Source organism: Bacillus sp. AC266, assembly GCF_979253805.1.
On record NZ_CEEDEC010000002.1, the window covers coordinates 37,932 to 56,302 of the forward strand.

Annotated in this window: 18 protein-coding genes and 2 pseudogenes; 13 read left to right on the forward strand and 7 right to left on the reverse strand. The window is 34.7% G+C overall.

The window, feature by feature from the left end:
• Positions 1–10 precede the first annotated feature (10 nt).
• The 4 genes from AC0IXC_RS07615 to AC0IXC_RS07630 form a co-directional block, all read right to left on the reverse strand.
• On the reverse strand, positions 11–1,969 hold the full coding sequence (locus tag AC0IXC_RS07615; RefSeq protein ID WP_215590293.1) for an FtsX-like permease family protein: 1,959 nt from the start codon (positions 1,967–1,969) through the stop codon (positions 11–13).
• Positions 1,970–2,054: 85 nt separating this feature from the next.
• On the reverse strand, positions 2,055–4,025 hold the full coding sequence (locus AC0IXC_RS07620; RefSeq protein ID WP_215590292.1) for an FtsX-like permease family protein: 1,971 nt from the start codon (positions 4,023–4,025) through the stop codon (positions 2,055–2,057).
• Positions 4,026–4,119: 94 nt separating this feature from the next.
• Positions 4,120–5,142: a sensor histidine kinase gene (locus AC0IXC_RS07625; protein ID WP_471652787.1), complete on the reverse strand. Its 1,023-nt coding sequence runs from the start codon at positions 5,140–5,142 to the stop codon at positions 4,120–4,122.
• 2 nt (positions 5,143–5,144) lie between these two features.
• The gene (locus AC0IXC_RS07630; protein ID WP_000276730.1) at positions 5,145–5,840 is read right to left on the reverse strand and encodes a response regulator transcription factor; all 696 of its coding nucleotides are present in this window, start codon (positions 5,838–5,840) and stop codon (positions 5,145–5,147) included.
• Positions 5,841–6,048: 208 nt separating this feature from the next.
• Between AC0IXC_RS07630 and AC0IXC_RS07635 the strand changes: the two genes are divergently transcribed.
• The 5 genes from AC0IXC_RS07635 to AC0IXC_RS07655 all read left to right on the forward strand — a co-directional run bounded on the left by AC0IXC_RS07635 (position 6,049) and on the right by AC0IXC_RS07655 (position 10,060).
• The gene (locus AC0IXC_RS07635) at positions 6,049–6,321 is read left to right on the forward strand and encodes an autorepressor SdpR family transcription factor (protein WP_002089211.1); all 273 of its coding nucleotides are present in this window, start codon (positions 6,049–6,051) and stop codon (positions 6,319–6,321) included.
• On the forward strand, positions 6,318–6,956 hold the full coding sequence (locus AC0IXC_RS07640; protein WP_078421880.1) for an SdpI family protein: 639 nt from the start codon (positions 6,318–6,320) through the stop codon (positions 6,954–6,956). Before AC0IXC_RS07635 ends, AC0IXC_RS07640 begins: the two co-directional genes overlap by 4 nt.
• A 24-nt stretch (positions 6,957–6,980) precedes the next feature.
• Positions 6,981–7,619: an SdpI family protein gene (locus AC0IXC_RS07645; protein WP_215590290.1), complete on the forward strand. Its 639-nt coding sequence runs from the start codon at positions 6,981–6,983 to the stop codon at positions 7,617–7,619.
• 160 nt (positions 7,620–7,779) lie between these two features.
• Positions 7,780–8,496: an ABC transporter ATP-binding protein gene (locus tag AC0IXC_RS07650; RefSeq protein ID WP_471652788.1), complete on the forward strand. Its 717-nt coding sequence runs from the start codon at positions 7,780–7,782 to the stop codon at positions 8,494–8,496.
• A complete protein-coding gene (locus tag AC0IXC_RS07655; RefSeq protein WP_471652789.1) occupies positions 8,486–10,060 on the forward strand; it encodes a putative ABC transporter permease subunit in 1,575 nt (524 codons plus the stop codon). Before AC0IXC_RS07650 ends, AC0IXC_RS07655 begins: the two co-directional genes overlap by 11 nt.
• A 113-nt stretch (positions 10,061–10,173) precedes the next feature.
• Here the strand turns inward: AC0IXC_RS07655 and AC0IXC_RS07660 are convergent, their stop codons facing one another.
• Positions 10,174–11,046 carry an AraC family transcriptional regulator gene (locus tag AC0IXC_RS07660; protein WP_326997221.1) on the reverse strand — a complete coding sequence of 291 codons (873 nt, stop codon included), beginning with the start codon at positions 11,044–11,046 and terminating at the stop codon, positions 10,174–10,176.
• Positions 11,047–11,351: 305 nt separating this feature from the next.
• Here AC0IXC_RS07660 and AC0IXC_RS07665 point away from each other — a divergent pair, with 305 nt between their 5' ends.
• The 4 genes and pseudogenes from AC0IXC_RS07665 to AC0IXC_RS07680 form a co-directional block, all read left to right on the forward strand.
• Complete coding sequence (locus tag AC0IXC_RS07665) at positions 11,352–12,122, forward strand: ABC transporter ATP-binding protein (RefSeq protein WP_000859659.1); 771 nt, start codon at positions 11,352–11,354, stop codon at positions 12,120–12,122.
• Positions 12,109–14,058, forward strand: coding sequence for an ABC transporter permease (locus AC0IXC_RS07670; RefSeq protein ID WP_471652790.1), 1,950 nt, complete (start codon positions 12,109–12,111; stop codon positions 14,056–14,058). The genes AC0IXC_RS07665 and AC0IXC_RS07670 overlap by 14 nt, the downstream gene beginning before the upstream one ends.
• Positions 14,059–14,225: 167 nt before the next feature.
• Positions 14,226–14,344 (forward strand): annotated as a pseudogene (locus AC0IXC_RS07675) (rod shape-determining protein MreC); the annotation flags it as partial.
• A pseudogene (locus AC0IXC_RS07680) lies at positions 14,336–14,443 on the forward strand (DUF2199 domain-containing protein); the annotation flags it as partial. The pseudogenes AC0IXC_RS07675 and AC0IXC_RS07680, both read left to right, overlap by 9 nt.
• A gap of 40 nt (positions 14,444–14,483) precedes the next feature.
• Here AC0IXC_RS07680 and AC0IXC_RS07685 read toward each other — a convergent pair.
• Positions 14,484–15,386, reverse strand: coding sequence for a diacylglycerol/lipid kinase family protein (locus tag AC0IXC_RS07685; RefSeq protein ID WP_000167914.1), 903 nt, complete (start codon positions 15,384–15,386; stop codon positions 14,484–14,486).
• 150 nt (positions 15,387–15,536) lie between these two features.
• Positions 15,537–16,064 (reverse strand): hypoxanthine phosphoribosyltransferase, encoded by a 528-nt coding sequence (hpt, locus tag AC0IXC_RS07690; protein WP_000687585.1) that lies wholly within the window; start codon positions 16,062–16,064, stop codon positions 15,537–15,539.
• 161 nt (positions 16,065–16,225) lie between these two features.
• Here hpt and AC0IXC_RS07695 point away from each other — a divergent pair, with 161 nt between their 5' ends.
• From AC0IXC_RS07695 to AC0IXC_RS07710, 4 genes are all read left to right on the forward strand, one after another.
• On the forward strand, positions 16,226–16,441 hold the full coding sequence (locus AC0IXC_RS07695) for a hypothetical protein (RefSeq protein ID WP_002034478.1): 216 nt from the start codon (positions 16,226–16,228) through the stop codon (positions 16,439–16,441).
• A 184-nt stretch (positions 16,442–16,625) separates the two neighbouring features.
• Positions 16,626–16,958: a hypothetical protein gene (locus AC0IXC_RS07700; protein ID WP_000410949.1), complete on the forward strand. Its 333-nt coding sequence runs from the start codon at positions 16,626–16,628 to the stop codon at positions 16,956–16,958.
• A 186-nt stretch (positions 16,959–17,144) separates the two neighbouring features.
• The gene (locus tag AC0IXC_RS07705; protein WP_071733392.1) at positions 17,145–17,639 is read left to right on the forward strand and encodes an LPXTG cell wall anchor domain-containing protein; all 495 of its coding nucleotides are present in this window, start codon (positions 17,145–17,147) and stop codon (positions 17,637–17,639) included.
• Positions 17,640–17,728: 89 nt separating this feature from the next.
• Positions 17,729–18,349 (forward strand): class D sortase, encoded by a 621-nt coding sequence (locus AC0IXC_RS07710; RefSeq protein WP_471652791.1) that lies wholly within the window; start codon positions 17,729–17,731, stop codon positions 18,347–18,349.
• Positions 18,350–18,371: the final 22 nt, after the last annotated feature.

The window sequence follows — 18,371 nt, forward strand, 5'->3', positions numbered from 1 at the left end:
CTTTCTATTTTTAAAACTTAATATGTTGTGATAATTTTTGCATATAAAAGGAACGAATTAAAAGGAAAAAGATAATTTCAACCGTTCCAAAGATTACAAGTACAACTGTAATCTCAGCGAATAATGATAGATGTAATATCTCTTGTAACATCTTTGTCGCAAACATCGTATGGATCGATGCCATAATGTAAGGAACAAAGAAAAGAATCGCAAGTTGAATTGTAGCGGATTGCTTCATTTCGACTTCTGTTAAACCGATTTTTGTAATCGTTATATACTTTTCTTGCTCATTTGTTAAATCTGTATACATACGGAAGTAAAGAACACTGCCAGCTCCGATAAAGAAAATAACACCTAGGAAAGTACCAATTAAGAAAAACGAAGCAACATTTAATTTTGTTTTGTATAGAGAATCGCTTGCTTCACTTGCATGAAACGGTGGATGTTCTGCCTGAATAGCTGCATTGTCAGTATCAATTTTTGTTATAAATGCTGAACCGATATTATGTGCCTTTTCCCAATCTGGAACTTTGAAGCTATATACACTCATCTGTTTTGAAGCGGTTGATAAGGCTTCTACATTTTCATCAGATAATACGAGAAGTTGGTATATTAAGCTGTTTGGGAAGGGGTTATAACTTTTATATTCTTTCACTTGTAGTTGTAAATTGTTTTGAGTAAGTGGAAGAATATTTTTCTTTTCTTTAGTATGAATTGTTCCAATAACTTGATCGTCTAAGTCTTTCATAAGAATATAAGATTCATTCTTATTCACCGTGAGAGTTTCCCAGCTTAATGCTTTAGCAAGTACATTATAGTCACTTTGTTTAATGGCATAATAGAGCTGTGAGTTATCCTCAGCTGAAGATACTTCATATATGTCGGTTTTAAATTTTGTATAAGTAAAGTGCTCTTCGTTAAATTTTTGTTCTAACCAATTTAAATGTTCATCGGCAAGCGTATTTTCAGTATGTGATAAATAAGTAAACGGGAAAGGATTTTGCCTTATTTCATCAAACTTTGTGAATTTCCCAAACCCATATAAGAATGTAATCATTGTAAAAGCGAGTGTCGATAACATCGTCACGATAAAGAGCATGTTAATATTTGTCCGAATCCGAGTTGCTAAATCAGAAACCCAAAGCATATTAATACGTTTCATATAAAATTTTCTTCTCGTCTTTAATATACGAATGAGTAAGAAGCTAATTTGTGAGAAGAAAAAATATGTCCCAGCTGCAGCAAGTGATGGGATGACAAATATACAGGAGGCAGCGTACAAAAGCCCAGCGATATCTCCTAGTGACATAAAATATAGTGGGTTTGCTGCTAAAACATATCCAGATATTAAACATATCGCACCAAAGAGAGAGATGAGTACAGATGCTTTTCTTTCTTTTTGTTTTGTTCCTTCTTTTAAAAGACGTACAGCTTTTCTCGTACGGATTAGCATCGGTGTAAAAGATGATACGAGAATGAAGAGTCCAAGAAAGATAATTATAGTTAAAACGATAGCAGCTGTAGGCCACCAATATAAATATAAACCAGGCACATGCGTAATTTTGGCGGTAACTAATAAAAAGAACTGTGAAAAGACAAGGCCAAATTGAATGCCGAAAAATATGGATAGGCCACCAATTAGCATGTTTTCTAGAAATACGAGCCTCTTTAATTGCTTTGGAGATATGCCAAGTACTGTTAAAATCCCGAACTGTTTTTTTCGTACTTTTAAGAAAGTACCGATTGAATATAGTAAAAAGAAAAATGAAAAGAATACAATGACAACTTCTGAGATTGTCATTAATATGTTCAGAGCAGCATTCACGCCTGTCATATGCAATTTAGGATGAAATAAATAAACTGCAAACGAGAAGAAAATTGCAATGGAAAACGCACTACTTACAAAATAGGCGAAATAAGCTCTGGCGTTCCGCGTCACGTTTTTAAATGCAAACTGCCAAAATGTCATGCGCCTAAACCTCCTAATAGAGTTAATGTGAAAGGAGTATGAGGGGGTCCGCATACTCTTTTCATAAAGCTCACCTTTTGCTTATTTAAAACTTAATATGTTGCGATAATTTTTGCATATAAAGTGAACGAATTAATAGGAAAAAGATAATCTCAACTGTTCCAAAAATCACAAGTACAACCGTAATTTCAGCGAACAATGATAAGTTAATAATATCTTGCAACATCTTTGTCGCAAACATCGTATGAATAGAAGCCATAATGTATGGAACGAAAAATAAGATTCCAAGTTGAATGGTCGCTGAACGCTTCATTTCTGATTCTGTTAAGCCAATCTTCGTAATCGTTACATATTTTTCTTGCTCGTTTGTTAAATCTGTATACATACGGAAGTACAGTACACTACCAGCTCCAATAAAGAAAATGATCCCAAGGAATGTACCAATAAGGAAGTAGGAAGCACTTCCGGATTTGATTCTGTATAAAGAGTTACCTGATTCAAAAATACGAACGAGAGATCCTTCGTGCTTGATACTCGCGCGGTCTTTATCTGCTCGTTTTACAAACTCATCAGCAATAGCATATGTATTCTCCCAGTTTTCTACGTTGTAATTATAGACTGTCACATGTTTAGTGTTAGTTGGTAAATTGTTAACGGCAGAATCAGATAATACTAATGTTTCATAAGCAAAAGTAGACGGGAGGGTATTATCTATTTTGATCCCTTTTATTTGTAGCTTATAATTTGTATTAGCGAGTGTAATATGTGTTCTATTGTAATTTGGATCGAATGCACTAAACAATGGGACATATGCCGCTCCAGATAATATATATGTTTCATTCTCATTTATAAATAGTTTTTGTAATTGTAATGACGTAGCGAGTTTATTATAGTCACTTTGCTTTATGGCATATGTGTCATAATAAATTTCTGTATTATTTTTCGCTTCTACAGGCGTAGCGTATAAATCTACTTTAATTTTGTCGTAAGAGAATTGCCCATCTTCTAATTGTTTTTCTAGCCAATTTAAGTGCTGGGAAGTAAATGGATTCTCATCAAATGAGAAATATGAAAATGCGAATGGTGAATTTCGTTCAACATCAAGCTTCATAAATTTCCCGAACCCATATAAAAATGTAATCATCGTAAAAGCAATTGTAGATAGCATTGCCACAACGAAAAGCATATTAATATTTGAGCGAATGCGGCTAGCTAAATCAGAAATCCAGAGCATATTAATACGCTTCATATAAAAATTCCGTCTCTTTTTCAACAGGTGAATGAGCAAGAAACTAATTTGCGAAAAGAAGAAATATGTTCCGATTGAAACGAGTGCCGGAATGACGAAAATACTTGAAAGCATATAAACCATTCCTATTTGTGGGCTTATTGATACGAAATATATTGGTTTGCTCGCTAAAGCGTAGCCACCTATTAAACAGATAGCGCCAAATAGAGAGATAAATATGGATGGTTTTCTTTCCTTTTGTTTCCCAGCATTAGTTTTTAAAAGGTTTACCGTCTTTTTCGTACGAATTAGCAGGGGTGTAAATGAAGATACAGCGATAAAGAGACCAAGAAACACAATCGTCGTTAAAATGAAAGCATTCGTAGGGATATATAAATATATCCCTGGTAGATGTGTAATTTTCGCTGTTACTAATAAGAAAAACTGCGAAAAGACAAGTCCAAACTGCATACCGAAAAAGATAGATAAAATACCAATTAACATATTTTCAGTGAAAACGAGACGGTGTAATTGTTTTCTTGATATTCCTAAAACGGTCAAAACGCCGAATTGTTTTTTACGTACTTTTAAAAACGATCCGATTGAATATAGTAAAAAGAAAAAAGAGAACAAGACAATGACAACTTCTGAAAAAATCATTAATCCTGAAACTTCAGAGATCATACTGGAATTTTGTAATTTCGGATGAAATAAATAAACAGCAAACGAAAAGAAAACAGCAATGGAAAAGGAACTGCTTAAAAAATAGGCAAAATAAGCTCTTGAGTTGCGCGTTACATTTTTAAATGCAAACTGCCAAAATGTCATAATATATGCCTCCCGTTAGCAGGCCGATATGTAGTCTTATTGCAAAAAATGTATGAGAGTAAATTCTCATACATTTTGCTAGCATATGTTATGGTCATGCTTCGGGCACCTTCTCTGTATTTTCTGCTTGATTATTTGCAGCGTTGTGGAAGATGATTTTAATCGTCGTTCCTTTACCAACTTCAGAGTCTAGTTTCACAGAGTGACCTAAATAATCACAAATTTTACTTACAATATAAAGCCCCATACCAGTAGATTCTCCGAATGCACGACCGTTTTTTCCAGTGTAAAAAGGTTCAAATACTCTTCGAATATCTTCTTGCGGAATACCAACGCCTTCGTCACGAACTTCCAAAATAATATCTTTACCATTGCGATAAGCTGATAAGAAAACTTTCTTTCCGCGCTCACCAGAGTAGCGAACTGCATTTGTCATTAACTGATAAATGATGAACTTTAGCCACTTCGCATCAGAAGCAACCTTTAAATCTGAATGAACTTCTAAAACGGGGAAGACCCCGTTTCGAATGAATAATTCTTTCAATCCGTTAATATTTTTTGTCACAGCATCTTTTAATGAAATCGTCTCAACATGGAAGTCTTCATGGAAGTTATTTAGCCTTGCCATATATAAAGCCATATCGAGTCCTTGATTTAATCGTTCTAATTCTTTTTTGAATTTCGGGATTAAATGTTCATCTTCCATTTCAAGCACCATAAGCTGCATAACAGAAACAGGCGTTTTCATTTGATGCACCCAATGGTTAATAAATAATTGGTGTTCTTGCTGTTTTACTTCGAATGTTTGTAGGTCTTTTTGGAATAGACGATATTGCGTACGAACGAGCTCGTTTACACCGTGTGGCATAGGAGCAGTCGCTCTTTCAATAAATGCATCTTCCAGTTTCTCTGGTGGTTCACTTAATCTGTGATACATTCTACGGTTACGAACGTAACGATAAGCGAGGAAACAGATGAATAAATATAAACTTAAAACGATGAAGTAAAACTTATTATTTTGAAATCCGTCTACTGCATCATAAAGAACGAAAATGATTCCGAAGTTTAATACATATAGTAGGAAAAATGCAAAATGATCACGTAAAAATAGTTTCATGCTTATTCACTCCAAGTTGCGTTAAAACGATACCCAAGTCCACGTACTGTTTCAATAGCATTTTCAATACCAAGCTCATTGAACTTTTTACGAAGACGCGTGATGTTTACGTTTAATGTATTTTCCTCAACGAAGCTTTCGTCGTCCCAAAGAGCGGCTAGTAAATCTTCACGACTCGCTGTACGAGGAAATTTAGATAATAACATTTCTGCTAAAATTGCTTCTTTCTTCGTTAAAAGAACTTGCTCAGCGCCGAAATGAATTTCTGGACGCTCAGGGAATAGTTTTAGTCCTTCAACTTCAACGATACGCTCAGAAATATTTGGTGCATAATCACCGTAAATACGGCGTAATTGCCCTTTAATTTTTGCCATTACAACGTCGTAGTGGAACGGTTTTGTAATGTAATCATCCGCACCGCTTTCAATCGCCATAATTTGCTCCATTTCACCTGCGCGTGCCGAAATGAAAATAATTGGACAAGTAGATTCATGGCGAATTTGACGGCACCAGTAGAATCCATCGAATTTCGGTAAGTTTACATCAAGTAAAACAAGATGTGGTTTCACAGCGTTAAACGATTCCATAATATCATCGAAGTTCTCCGCAACAACAGCATCATAGCCATATTTTTGAATGTGAGATTGTAGTAATGATGAAATATTTGGATCGTCTTCAACGATTAAAATTTTATACATATGTATATTCCTCCTAAAAAAACAATTGTAGCTATAGTGTATCATGTGTTTCTCGTCTTTTCATTATGTTGAAATATAAGCTAGTAAACAATATAGGTCAAAAGTGGAAAAAGTAAAAAGGGCTAGGGATACAATTGACAATTAACTGAAAATATTTTAACATTTAGATAAATATCTAAATGTCTAATTATCGAAAGGAAGAAAGACATTGAATCAAGCATTTAAAGCATTAGCAGACCCGACAAGGCGAAAAATTTTAGATTTATTAAAAGAAGGCGATTTAACAGCTGGCGAAATTGCTGAACAGTTCAATATGACAAAGCCAAGTATTTCTCATCACCTAAATGCGCTTAAAAATGCTGAACTTATCCAAGATGAAAAAAGAGGACAATTCGTTATGTACTCTTTAAACACAACTGTATTCCAAGATTTATTGACTTGGGTGTTTACGTTTACGAATAAGGGGGAAGAGGGGAAATGAAGAAGCATATATTTCCGTTATTATTAATTGCTTTAACGATTATTGCATGGTGCATCGCGTGGCCTTATTTACCGGGAGAAGTTCCAAGTCATTGGAATATTAATGGTGAGGTAGATGGACATATGTCAAAAATGGGAATGTTGATTTTTGATGTAGCAATTATGGTTTTCATATATGCACTAGTTACTGTATTGCCTAAGATAGATCCGAAGTACGACAACTACAAAAGATTTCCTAAAGCACTTGGAATGATAAATGGAGCAATTTTATTTTTCTTATTTACTATTAATATGATGACACTAGCAAATGCTTTAGGGTATAACATTCCAATTGGAATCGTTGTGAACATAATGGTCGGTATCCTTTTCATCGTACTCGGCAATTATATGCAGCAATGTAAACCAAATTTCTTCATAGGTATTAAGACGCCATGGACGTTAAGTAGTGAAAATGTATGGAGAAAAACGCATAGGATAGGATCAAAGATCATGATGATTGGCGGTATTGTAATCATATTTTCCTCGTTTCTACCAGGAATGTGGAAGATGATTTGTTTGTTAAGTGTTGTTGTTGTACTGGTTGTTGGTACGATGGTGTATTCCTATGTTGCTTATAAGAAAGAGATAGGAGCTTAATAGAAATTTTATGGGGGAGAGAGGATGAAAAGACACGTATTACCATGGAGTTTAATTATTGCAATTGCAATGGGATGGTACATTGTATGGCCATATTTACCGGAACAAATTCCGCGTCATTATAATGCTGCGGGAATAGTAGATGGATATTTTTCTAAAGTAGAGGCAAGTTCATTTTCAATAGGTAGTATGGTGTTGCTGTATTTGATATGGCTAGCTATGGGGTATATTGATGTAACAAAAGATAAGTATAAACAGCATGCTAAAGTCCTTTCTGCAATTAACTATGCCATTCTTTTTATAGGATTCGGCTGTAACATATTTGCGTTATTAGCAGCGTCTAATTATATTGCTTCAGGCTCAATCGCCTTTAATTTCGGAATTGGAACGTTGTTTCTTGTACTAGGTAATCACATGCAACAAACGAAGCCAAATGGTTTAGTAGGCATTCGAATGGACTGGACCTTAGAAAATCCTGTAGTTTGGAGAAAAACACACAGATTTGCTTCGAAGGTATTTGTAATAGGTGCACTTTGTATATATGCGGGAGCGTTACTTCCAGATCCATTCAATATCTTTGTGGGGATTGGAATAATATTAGTATGCATCTTCATATCAACGATAAAGTCATATGTTATTTATAAAAAAGAAATGCAATTGTGAGCAATAAGGGATTGAACTGTACTAGTCAAATTTTATATTTATAGTTTCTATGTGTTAAGAAATTTTAATACTCAGTGGGGATAACGAAAAAGCTCGCTGAGTAAATTTTTTGCTTTCAGGTCTGAAAATTCAGTTAAAAAGATAGTTTGGGGGAAATCACATGTTAGAAATTATAAATTTTAGCAAGACATACAAAGGTGGCAAAAAAGCAGTAGATCAGTTAAATATTACTGTTCAAGCAGGAGATATCTTTGGATTTATTGGGCATAACGGTGCGGGGAAAAGTACAACAATTAAGTCGTTAGTTGGAGTTATAGATTTTGAAGAGGGTGAAATTTTTGTTGATGGATATTCAGTAAAAAAGGATCCGATTGTATGTAAGAGAGTAATGGCGTATATTCCCGATAATCCAGATTTATATGAGCAATTAACAGGAATTCAATATTTAAACTTTGTTGCGGATGTGTTTAAAGTGTCTGCAAAAGATCGGGAAAAGGAGATACAAAAGTATGGAGATGCTTTTGAGATTACACCGTACCTAGGTGATTTAATATCTTCTTATTCACATGGTATGAAACAAAAAGTGGCGATTATATCAGCGGTTTTGCATAAACCGAAATTATTAGTTTTAGATGAACCCTTCGTCGGTCTTGATCCAAAGGCTGCTGTAGTGTTGAAAGGTATTATGAAGGAGCTTTGTGAAAAGGGAAGTGCGATTTTCTTTTCTACGCATGTTTTAGATGTGGCGGAGAAGTTATGTAATAAAATAGCGATGATTAATAGAGGGAAATTAGCACTTTCAGGGGAAGTGAATTCTTTAATAAAGGAAGGCTCATTGGAAGAGCTCTTTATGAAGGAGCTTGCTAATGAATATTAGTAGTCTAGGTCTTTTAAAAATCCGCTTGATAACGCAGCTTGGTTTAAATACTTTTAAATACGAAAAAGATAAAAAGAAGAAGCAGAATAAGATGTTACTGTCAGCATCTATTGCCTTAGTTGGTGTCATGTTAATGCTATATTGTGGGGCCTCGGCATATGGGTTGGTGAAGCTAGGAATAAGTGAAATTATCCCAGTTTATGCACTAGTTATTAGCAGTGTATTGACGTTGTTTTTCACTATATTTAAGGCAAATGGAGAGATTTTTGCTTTTAAGGATTACGATCTTTTAATGTCATTACCGATTCGTGTAAGTACAGTTATTACAAGTAGGTTTTTGTATTTATATTTGCTGAATACGATCTTTTCAATCATAATCATGCTACCAATGGGAGTTGTTTATGGCATACATGAGAGGCCATCAGTTTCTTTTTACTTTATGTGGTCCATCAGTATGTTTATAGCATCTTTAATTCCAACAACAATAGCAGCGATTTTTGGAGCTGCGATTACGGCAATCGCTTCTAAATTTAAAAATACGAATAAAATAACTACGACTTTAAGTTTTATAGTAATTATTACATTCGGTTTCTTTATGCTAAAAAGCGGAAATGCTCAATATAGTCTTAATGATATGAACGGAATAGGTGCAATTATTTCAGAGCAACTAACTAAAGTGTATCCATTAGCTAACATGTTTCAAAAAGCAATTGTTCATGCTGATATTGTAGCTTTCATCCTGTTTGTTGGGATATCGGTTATTTGGTATTATCTTTTTGTAAAAATCCTTTCGTTAAAATATAAGCAAATAAATACAGAGATTACCACTTATCATATGCTTTCAAATTATGAGATTCATAGCATGAGAAAAGAAAGTGTATTGGCCGCATTGTATAAAAAAGAACTGAAGCGTTTCTTTTCTTCTACAGTGTATGTGGTAAATAGCGGAATGGGAGTTGTGATGGCGCTAGCTTTCGCACTAGCTATAGTTGTAGTAGGGCCAAGTCAATTAATAGCGTATCCTGGAATTGAGGCCCTGTTGCAAAAGATTGCTCCATTTGCTATTTCAGCAGCGATTTCGATGACGTGTACAACATGTGTGTCATTGTCTTTAGAAGGAAAAAATGTATGGATTATTAAGTCGTTGCCTATAGCGCCAAAGATGATTTATGACAGTAAAATTCTTATGAATCTTTCATTAAGTATACCTGCATCACTTATTAGTGCTGTATTACTGATAATAGGGTTAAAACTAGATGTTTGGAGTTCTCTTTTCATCGTAATAACACCGATAACATATTCATTATTTTCGGCAGTATGGGGGATTTTTATTAATAATCGATTTGGTTATTATGATTGGGTATCAGAAACTCAAGTAGTAAAACAAAGTATAGGATCGTTTGTCGGTATGTTCGGTGGCTTAATTATGGCTGTTATACCTGCCTTGTTAATCGGTACTGCTACGATCTCGAACTACAGAGTGTTTACTTTTGGAGTTGTTATAGTACTTACGATTGTTACTATTTTCTTGTATAAGAACGAGTCGAGAAGAAGTATAAAATAAAGTTAATGTCATATTCGTATTTTGTTTGTAAAGGAGAAGTTAAAATAAAAAAGCTACTGCTCCTTTGAAAGGAGCAGTAGCTTTTTTATTTTAGGGAAATTTGGATCTAGACATTATTTCTTCAAAACCGGTATCCAAATTTCACTTTTGAAGTTTGGAGAAGTTACATCTTTCTGTTCATTCCACAATATTTCCGGTCCTTCTGCTAGTTCATAGTTCGAAGAAGGGAACCATTCGGAATAAATACGTCCCCACACATTTTGTAATGCATCAGGAAATGGACCGACAGCTTCAAATATAGCCCATGTTGAAGCTGCGACTTCAAGTTGCGCAAATTGCTCTGGGCAATCTTTCGTTGTGGCTACTCCAATATAGTGATCGAGTTCGCCTTTTTCTTCCATTCTTCCTTCAGAAAAGTTAGTAGAGGCACTAATGATTCCATTTGGGTTCACATTTGAAAGCATCTTTAATGTTTGAATGGACTGTGGGGTTAAACTTTTCCACATAGAAGCAATTTCTTTGTTTACACCGTTAAAAACAATCGGTACTCGTTTTTGTATGCCAATGATTTGAAATGGCTCTTTTTCTTCAATTCGATAGTTCATTTCATTTCCTCCTTGAATGGATAGTTGGAAGGTCATTGGTGAATAAGCCTTCAAAGAACGAATTGTATTTCGAGCTTCTGAAGGCGTTATTCCGTGCAAATTTTGAAATGCACGTGTAAATGAATCTGGTGAGTTGTATCCATATTTTATAGCGACATCAATGACTTTTGCATTGCTATCTTTTAGTTCAAAGGCAGCAAGGGTAAGACGTCTACAGCGAATATATTCTGATAGTGATATGCCAGCTAAAAAAGAAAACATTCTTTTGAAATGATATTCGGAGCAGAAAGCTATTTTTGCGACTTCTTTAAAATCAATTTCGTGTGTAAGGTTGTCTTCAATATACTGCATTGCCGCATTCATATTTTTAAGTGAATCCATTATATGACCTCCTTTGTATATAGAATATCAGGAACGAAATAGCTCCATCCGACATTTCATGCACAACTTTGTGGGGGTATTTTTAACCTTACAAAATTGTAATGTTCCTGTAAGGAGAATGAATGGATGGCATGATATCCCAATGTTATAGTAACAAAGTACTTTAGTACATTAGGTTAAATTCTGATGTCTTTACTTATGTGCCTTACATAACTGTCATGTTTGTGTAAGAAACATCGATAGTGGCAAGAGTAGAGAGTGTATATAGTTGAAAATAGAGAATAGAAGAAATGAGGGATGTCGAGATGAAAACAGTGTTAGAAGCAAAAAATATTGAAAAAGTATATGACACAGGTGGGAATAAATTTGCAGCTTTAAAAGGTATTAACTTACAAGTAAAAGAAGGTGAGTTCGTTGGAATTATGGGACCTTCTGGTTCGGGTAAGACGACTCTTTTAAATGTTCTTTCTACAATTGATAATGCGACGAACGGTGAGATTTTAATTGATGGAAAAGACATCGTGAAGATGAACGATGATAAGCTAGCGTTATTCCGCCGTGATCATTTAGGGTTCATTTTCCAAGATTATAACTTATTAGATACGTTAACGGTGAAAGAGAATATTGCGTTACCTCTTGCGTTATCGAAGGTGAAAGCGAGTGAGATTGATCGCCGCGTTCTTGAAATCTCAAAGAAATTCGGTATTGATCATATTTTAAGTCAGTTCCCATATCAAGTATCCGGTGGACAGAAGCAGCGCTGCGCAGCATCGCGCGCGATTGTTACAAGTCCTAGTATGATATTTGGGGACGAGCCGACTGGAGCACTTGATTCTAAATCAGCGACAGATTTATTAGAAAGTATGAAGTCGTTAAATGAATATGATAACTCTACAATTTTAATGGTAACGCACGATGCATTTGCGGCGAGTTATTGTAAACGAGTTATTTTCATTAAAGATGGTGAGTTATATAAAGAATTACACCGTGGTGAATCAACACGTAAACAGTTCTTCCAAAAAGTCGTTGACGTAATGTCTTCTATTTCTGGAGGTATGGCTGATGACCTTATCTAGCATTGCCCTCCGCAACATACAGCGGAACTTTAAAGACTACTTTGTATATTTTGCATCTATGATCTTTAGCATCGTCATCTATTTTACATTTAAGGCGTTGCAGTATAATTCACAAATGGAAAAAGCTGCGGAAGGTTCTAAAAAAATTAGCGGTGCATTTCAAGTTTCAAGTGTCATGCTAATCATCTTCGTAGCGGTGTTCATTATATATTCGAACGGTTTCTTTACACGAAAACGTAAAAAAGAAGTTGGACTATATTCGTTACTAGGTATTCGTAAAAGACAAATTGGTAAAATGCTCTTTTATGAAAATATGTTAATGGGATTAATGTCTTTAATTATAGGGATTGCGATTGGTAGCGTCCTTTCAAAATTATTCCTTGAACTACTAGTAAGTATGATGGGGTTAAACTTAAATGTTCATTTTGAAGTACCGATGGCTGCAATTGTGGATACAGCAATTATTTTCTTTGTGATTATATTGTATACATCACTTCAAGGGTATCGTTTAATTTATCGATTTAAGCTAATTGAACTTTTCCGCGCAGAACGTGAAGGCGAAGCAATGCCAAAAGGATCAGTTATTATGGCATTAATTTCAGTTTTCTTAATCGGTTCAGGTTATTTCTTAGCGTTAATGTATGTGAAAGCACTTAAGTATGCCGACTTTATGGTAGTCGCACTTTACATTTTACTGGCGACAGTAGTAGGTACTTACTTACTATTTATGTTCTTTACAGTATTCGTATTGAAACGTGCAAGAAATAATAAATCATCGTTTTATAACGGTATGAATATGGTAACGACGTCACAGTTACTATATCGTATTAAAGGAAATGCAAAGTCACTTGCGACAATTTCTATTTTAAGTGCAGTGACATTAACAGCGGTTGGTACGTCAGTTACGATGTATTACAACACATTTACGCAATCAAAAGTAGCTGCGCCGTACAGTTATTCTTATGAGAAAAAAGATGAAGAGCTTGATAAGAAAGTAAATGCGATTTTTGCTGAAGAGAAGGCGAATCACCCTGTCAAAGATCAATTTGAAATTGAGACGGTTCCTGTAAAAGGGAAGTTTGAAGGGGATAAAGTGGACTTCATTCTTAATCTAAACTACACGATTTCAGAGAAATATCAGTTTATGTCTCAGTCCGAATTTAATAAACTTGCAAAAAAAATCGATGCAGAAACAGTGAATGTAGCTACTGGTGAAGCATTTATATATGATAGCTCTTATATTGAAGGGTATGAGTTTAGCCCTGGGTATAAAGGAAGTGAAGCAGTATTCCAAATTGGCAATGAAACGAAGACATTAACGATTCAAGGTGCAAATAATACAGCAATTACGAACTTAGGTGAATTAGTGATTGTCGTTTCAGATGAAATGTATGAACAGGCGAAGCAAGCATTTGGAACACGTACTGTAAAAAATATTGATGTAAAAGATGAAAGAAACAGTAAAGTATTAACAGAAAAGTTAGCAAAAGTGATGCCAGCTGGTGAATCAGAAATGGTACCACTATTTAGAGATTTCTATACTGGTTTCCAGACGGGGCTTGAAGGAACGGGACTCATGATGTTCATCGGAATGTTCTTAGGACTTGTATTCTTACTAGCAACAGGCTCTATTATTTACTTTAAGCAATTAACTGAAGCAAATGCAGATCGTGAGCGTTACGTTGTACTTCGTAAAGTTGGTGTAACGAAACAAGAAATGAAAAAAGCTATTGCAAAACAAGTAAGCTTTATCTTTGCGATTCCGTTAGTAATTGGAATCCTGCACAGCTTATTTGCACTAAAAGGTTTAGCAAACTTATTACCATTCGAAATTATGATTCCGCTTCTAATTAGTATCGGAGTATATGGCGTCATTTACATCGGATATTACTTCTTAACAGTTCGATCTTATTATAAGATTGTGAGCGCGAAGTAATAAGGAGACAGCTATCGCTACAAGTGATAGCTGTTTTTTTATTCTTCATAAACTCTTAAGAACTCTTCTCAATATTTGTTAAGTAACGATCAAACTTTGGATGTAGTAGTATATAATAATTTTAAATTTTTTTATAAAGAAGATAAAAAATAGTAAGGAGTAACAAGATGATCATGCAGGTTTCTAAGAAGAAAATATTATTATTTCTTTCAATTATTCTTTTGGCTTTATTGATGGTGTATGTACAAATAATAAGCATGTCCAAAATATTGTTCATAATGTTGAATTAGAGCCAACCGATCACCCTTTAGCGATAGAACAAAGAAATGGAATTACTTTAGAGAGAGTTAAAAAAATACAAGAAATTATACAACGACATAATTAGATTAGAAGAAAAAAACGAGTGATATCACTCGTTTTTTTCTTTACACAACATTAGGATTATAAATCATCGTAAAGTGCGCTTGTAACAACTCAATATGACACGGTGTATGTAGAGAGCTTTCACCATCTGTATCTACTTCTTTTTCTTCTTCTGTTTCAATATGAATGGATTTAGCTTTGACGTGGAAGATGTCATTTTCATTTGAGTCTTCAAATAGTTTCTTTCCGATATAATCTTTAAACGCTTGAATGCCTGTTGATTTGACTACGAAAATATCAAGTGTTCCGTCATCACATTTTACGTTCGGAATAAAGGATGGGATACCCCCGAGATATTCACCGTTTCCAACCATAACAAGGACAGCTTCATCTTCATACACTTGTCCGTCGTAAGTAATTTTTACTGGGAATGGTTCAGCATTTTTTACAGTTCGAATGGTGCTTAAATAGTAACCAATTTTACCAAGCTTTGCTTTCTCTTCTGCATCAATATTATTTGATACTTCAGATACGAGTCCAATGCCCCAGAAGTTTAAGAAGTGTTGTCCGTTTGCTTTTGCGACATCAATTGGTTTTACATGTCCTTTTGTAATGAGTTTCGCTGCTTCTGCAATATTTTGCGGAACACCAAGTGTGCGAGAGAAGTCGTTGCAAGTTCCACCTGGAATGATTGCAAGTGTAGGTCTAGTTTCAAGAGGGGCTAAGCCGTTTGTGCATTCAAATACAGTTCCATCACCACCAAAGACGATAATTAAATCTACTTTACTAGCAAACTCTTGGCAATATTTTGTTGCATCACCTTGTTTTTTCGTATGAAGGATATGTAGGTCAGGAAAAGCTGTGGCAAGTGGTGGTACGATTTTTGTTAAGTTCGTATGTAAATCGCCTTGTCCTGCTTTCGGATTTACGATGAGGAGTACTTTTTCAAATTTTGTTTTTGTCATTCTTCATCTCTCCCTTTGTTTTTATAAATTACGGTAGAAATAAAACTTCCACCAATAATGCATGGAAGCTTATTTGATCCCGCTATTTGCGGGCCAATAATCATTGGGAATGGACAAAAATCCCACTGATTAAGGTTTCACTTTATTATATTATTCCGTTACAACTGAAGCGATAAATGGTAAGTTACGATATTTTTCTGCGCAGTCGATACCGTAGCCAACGATAAATTCGTCTGGAATTTGGAAGCCAACATACTCAGCTTTTAAGTCCACTTTACGGCGTTCAGGTTTATCAAGTAACGTACAGAATTTCAATGCTTTTGGTTTATGCATGAAGAAGTGATCTTTTAAGAAGTGAAGTGTTAAACCAGAATCGATAATGTCTTCTACGACAATTACGTTTTTTCCAGTAATGTTTACATCGATATCTTTTAATAGTTTTACTTTTCCAGTTGTTTCTGTTTGATTTCCGTAGCTAGATGCAGAGATAAAGTCGATAGTTAATTCGTTTTTAATATGACGAATTAAATCAGCAGCGAATACGAAAGATCCTTTTAATACAGCGATTACAACGATTTCTTCTCCTTCAAAATCACGTTCGATTTGAAGCGCTAGTTCTTTTACTTTTTCTTGTAATTGTTCTTCAGAAATTAAAGTGTCTTTTATTTCAATTTTCATTTGAATCCTCCTACAGTGTAAAACTTGTGAACATTTCGACTGTAAAGGATAGAAAGAAAAAAGTCAAAGAAGATATAAGGTTTTTACAGAAATCCCCACAAAATAGTCAGATGATATGATATACTGATAGCATTAAGAAAACGCTTCCAAAAAGGGTGATTATGATGAAAAAGAAACAGTATACAAGTGTAACATTTATAAAAGCATTGCTTTTAACAATTGTTCTTGGTATGTTGGCTTACATAATTGATGTACCTGCAATTCGCATTTCACTAATTGGAATGACTTTAGTATTAGGCGCAATTTCCCACGGTATGATGTCGCAGCTGCAAGAGGCTAGACTTGATGATATGAAAGATTCTATAGATAAGAAATGAGAAACCTTCACGTATATAGAGTGAAGGTTTTTCTTTTCTTACAAAAATGTAAGGTGATTTGTAAGACAAATCGATAGTTGCATAGTAGTGTTTTGGATAAACTATAAGTGTAAGGTAAAAGGCAAGCATATTTTAGGTAAATTAAGTTTTAGGCACTCTATATGTGAAAAAGGAGTAGGAGGGCATGGAGAAACATTGGACGACCTTTTCTTTTTTAGCAACTAGTAACACCGTAATGCTAGCTGGAGAAATGGATTTTTTGCATACGTTTGATCGAGAAGACGATCATTCTTCTTCTAAATTTACAATGAAATGGAGTAAGTGGAGCGATAGTTGTAAATTGGAAGAAGAGGCCCCTAACGAAAGGCAAAAAATTATTTTAACAAATCCTATTAAAGCATGGGTCGTTCAATGTCGTAAGTGTAACGTCAAAAATCACTTCAAGAAAACTGAGCCGAGACAATTAGTTATCACTCCGGCCCTTTCTACTTCTCAATCACGCGAAAGTAACAAATAAATATCGAGACACACACCCGAAAAAACATCGTATATATTACGGTGTTTTTTTATTTTTCTAAAATGAAATCTTTAACAGAATTCCATTTCATCTGCATCTTATATTTACATCTCTTGTTTATTCTAATAATACATCCGGTGCGACGTGATGTGTTACTAGAATAAAGTATAAAAGGAGAGAAATAAAATGAAAAAAAAACTATTACCAATTTGTGCAATGGCACTTTTAACAGTAGGATATTCTTCAGTAGCGAGCGCTTCTACTGGAACATTAACAAAAGAAGAATCAGCGCAAATGCAGCAAGATAAAGCTAAAAAAGAAGAAGCAATTAAGGAACAGCAAAAGAGCGAAGTAGAGAAAAAAGAAGCGGCACAAGTACAAGAAAAAAGTGATATGGCTAAAAAAGAGGAAGCAATAAAAGCAGGGCAAAAGAATGATACAGCGAAAAAAGAAGTAACACCACAAGTTCAAGAAAAGGAAGCTCTTGCAAAAAAAGAAGAAGCAATTAAGGCCGGGCAAAAGAATGATGCAGCGAAAAAGGAAGTAGCAAAGCCAGCTGTACAAGGTGAAAAATTACCAAACACAGCATCAAATAATGTAGCAATGATGGCACTAAGCGCATGTCTTGTAGGGATAGGGACATTATTTGGTTTGAAGCGTCGTAATAAAGTTAAGGCGTAAATAAAATATTTTTCTATAAAGAATGGGATAATTTCATATATTAAAAATGGTAGGTTATTCCTACCATTTTTTGCATGGAGGGATGGAACATGAAGTTACTCAATTATATCGGTATCATATTGATGGCCATAGGGCTATTCATGGGATCGTATTGCGCTGTGGAATGGTATAAAGGAAAAAGCTCTGCTCGAGAATTAACGAAAGAAGAAATAAAGAGCCTTAAAAATATACAAGATAATCAACTTTCACATGAAACACCTGTAACTTCCCAAGTACCTTCTTCTCAAACCGAGCATAAAGAAGGAGAAAAGGTAGCAATGTTAAATATACCGAAAATAAAGAAGAAGTTTTCTATATATTGGGGAGCAAATGATGCAACATTGAAAAAAGGAGTCGGTATGTTTGTTAGTGATTTAACGACAACACCATCTGGAGGGGGACATACTGTACTGAGTGGGCATCGAGATACTGTATTTACAGATTTAGGAGAGTTAAAAGAAAAGGATAACCTTATTTTGGAGTATGATAATAAAATTTACACATACGAAATTCAAAAGACATGGATTACACATGCGGATGATCGCACTGTTATTGTAAAAAAAGAAGAGCCGACATTAACACTGACGACTTGCTATCCATTTGATTATATAGGGGATGCACCGGATCGATATATTATCGAGGCAAAGTTAATTACGAGCAATTCAAAATAAAATTATCAAGTACAAAATGCTA